This is a genomic window from Domibacillus aminovorans (assembly GCF_001643235.1).
GTDB lineage: Bacteria > Bacillota > Bacilli > Bacillales > Domibacillaceae > Domibacillus > Domibacillus aminovorans.
On sequence record NZ_LQWY01000070.1, the window covers coordinates 1 to 2,472 of the forward strand.

Below are 2,472 nucleotides of genomic sequence, written 5' to 3' on the forward strand. Positions count from 1 at the left end.
TGCCTTTTTCTCTAAATCGGAGATTTTAATTTTCATGGGAGTTCTATTAAGAAACGTTATAAAAAACTCCTCTGGCTGCATTCAAGAAGAATTAACATAAGTCAAAGTATGAACAATAAAAAAACGCCCCGGATCTTTAAAATCCGGGGCGTTTTCAATACAATATAATTTACTTTATGTTACATTGGACTTTCATTGATTCATTTACATATGTTAGGGATAGAACATTATTTATCTTACCTAATCATTTCATTTATTTACAATTTACACAAGAGGTTTTTGGATTAATGTAGCAAATTCAAGCTTATGGACATGCTCATCATCTCGTGTAGTTCTACCTTTGACAAAATGTACATGTTTGCCATTGCCCACAGGAATAGCAGGACCTGTTTCTATTCCGACCTCATGATGATGATCCAAAAAATCGGTATTAGTGAATAGTACATGTACATGACTACCCCCCTTAGGGATCACTTCACCTGTAACCCCCGCAAAACGATGATTATGTCTATCGTCCCCTTCTTCAGCTAACTTAGTGCTGGCTACAAATTCATGCACATGTGTCTGTTCTTGCATTTCTTGCTCCTGCCTATGTTTACAATCACTCTTCCTTTTATCTTTGTTGTGATGTGATTTTGAACTCATAAACAAACCCCTCCTTTTTATTAAAGGTTACGATACATACTATTTAGAATTAATCCAATGTATGTTAAAAACAACTCTCCTCCTCAAATCTAAGCGGGGAAGTGCAACATAATGCCATTTATTTCATAAACCAAATTAAACATAAAAAACACCCCTCTAAGGAGGTGTTTAAAAACGGTGCTGTAATTTTTATTTGGAGGAGTAATTAAGGCACTTGGTTCAATCTACGCTGGTAAACTCATTATTGTCGCGGCTGTACCATTAGTGTCCGTTATTATAGAATATCGGGCTTTGAATACAACATAATTGCTTTTATGTTGTATTTGCTACCGTTATGAAAAAAGCTCGATAGGTTCTTTTAAAGGCCTTTTACACTTATCTTTTTTTACATTTATCTTTTCGATGATGATTGTTCTTCTTTTTACATTTATCTTTTCGGTGATGATCGTTCTTCTTTTTGCATTTATCTTTTCGATGATGATCGTTCTTCTTTTTGCATTTATCTTTTCGATGATGGTCGTTCTTCTTTTTACATTTATCTTTTCGGTGAGGGTGTCCCAAGTAATATTCCCCCTTTCATTTTTACTGTCTTACTCTTATTAAAATATGAAAAAATGCTAGATTTGATTGTAGGATTGTCCATATGCTTATAAATAAAGAGGACTTTTATGTACGATGCCCTTCGCTCTAAGGTTGTAGCACCTTGTTTGCTCACTCATCCTTTTTTACATATTACTTTTCTTCATCTTTCTCCCCATAGAAATCAATCACAACAGCTTGAAATTAATTAGATAAAAAATGAAAAACTAAGAAATAAAGAGATAAATAATGAAAAACTAAGAAAAATAGAGATGATTTCGTTTTCATTACCCATGTTATCGTTTTCATTGGCTATGTTTACGTTTTCATTGACTTTGTAAAAAGGACATAAAGGGACGATAATAAAGACATACCAATTAGGAAGGGGATTACTTACATGAATAACGTTGTGACAACCATTACAAAAGCTATGAAATTGTATGGAAAAGAAATGACAAAAGCGTGGGAAAATGGCTCAGTTATTGACAAAAAGAAAAAGTAAAGGCGTATTTTAAGAAATACGAAATGACAAAACAGATCCACGAATAGAAAGGAGATTATGTACATGAGTAAAGTTATTACATCTGTCACAAATGCTATGAAAATATACGGTAAAGAACTTACAAAAGCATGGGAAAACGGCACAATCTTTGAAAAAAAATAAAAATGGCTTTAGAAAACACGAATCTTACAAAAATGAATAAAAGGGTAGGACGGATATAAATGATTTTAACTAACCAACATTATCAAAGTGACCCACCAACCGATTCTCAATCATAAAAAAAGAGAATCGGTTTATTTATGTAAAAGTACTCCTTTTGAATCTGAATCCACCTGTCAAGGGAGGACGGAGTCAGATCATACTCTTCATGAGCGCTTTCTTTGATTTTCGGGTTTGATACTGTCGCACCATAGCAATTACTTTCTAGAATCTCACACTTCAAGCAACCGATAAATGATAAGCGATAGGTAGTTCACAAACTGACAAAATTTAGCGAGCAGAACTATTTTTATAAGGCTATATGTCGAATTTAGTGTACAATAACCTTCAAATTTGAAAGCGCTTTCTTTTATAATGATATTGGGTGGACAGCAAAGGTTGCCATCAAAGCATTCAGCGTAGGCGGGGCTATTGCTATGACAGGAGGATAAAATTCTGTTCTTTTTGCATAAAACAAATAACTATTTTAATGGACAAACAAAAAAGAACAGCTGTCGCTGTTCTTCTCGTTGCCTGGCGGCGTCCTG

General features: G+C 33.9%; 1 protein-coding gene. It reads right to left on the minus strand.

The window, feature by feature from the left end; translation table 11 throughout:
* Positions 1–264: 264 nt before the first annotated feature.
* Positions 265–576, minus strand: a complete 312-nt coding sequence (locus AWH49_RS17835) for a YmaF family protein (protein WP_063966822.1) — start codon at positions 574–576, stop codon at positions 265–267.
* Between the last annotated feature and the right edge of the window lie 1,896 nt (positions 577–2,472).

Coding starts and splice junctions, on each gene's coding strand:
- AWH49_RS17835 (WP_063966822.1), bottom strand. CDS start 576: ATGCAAGAACAGACACATGTGCATGAATTTGTAGCCAGCACTAAGTTA.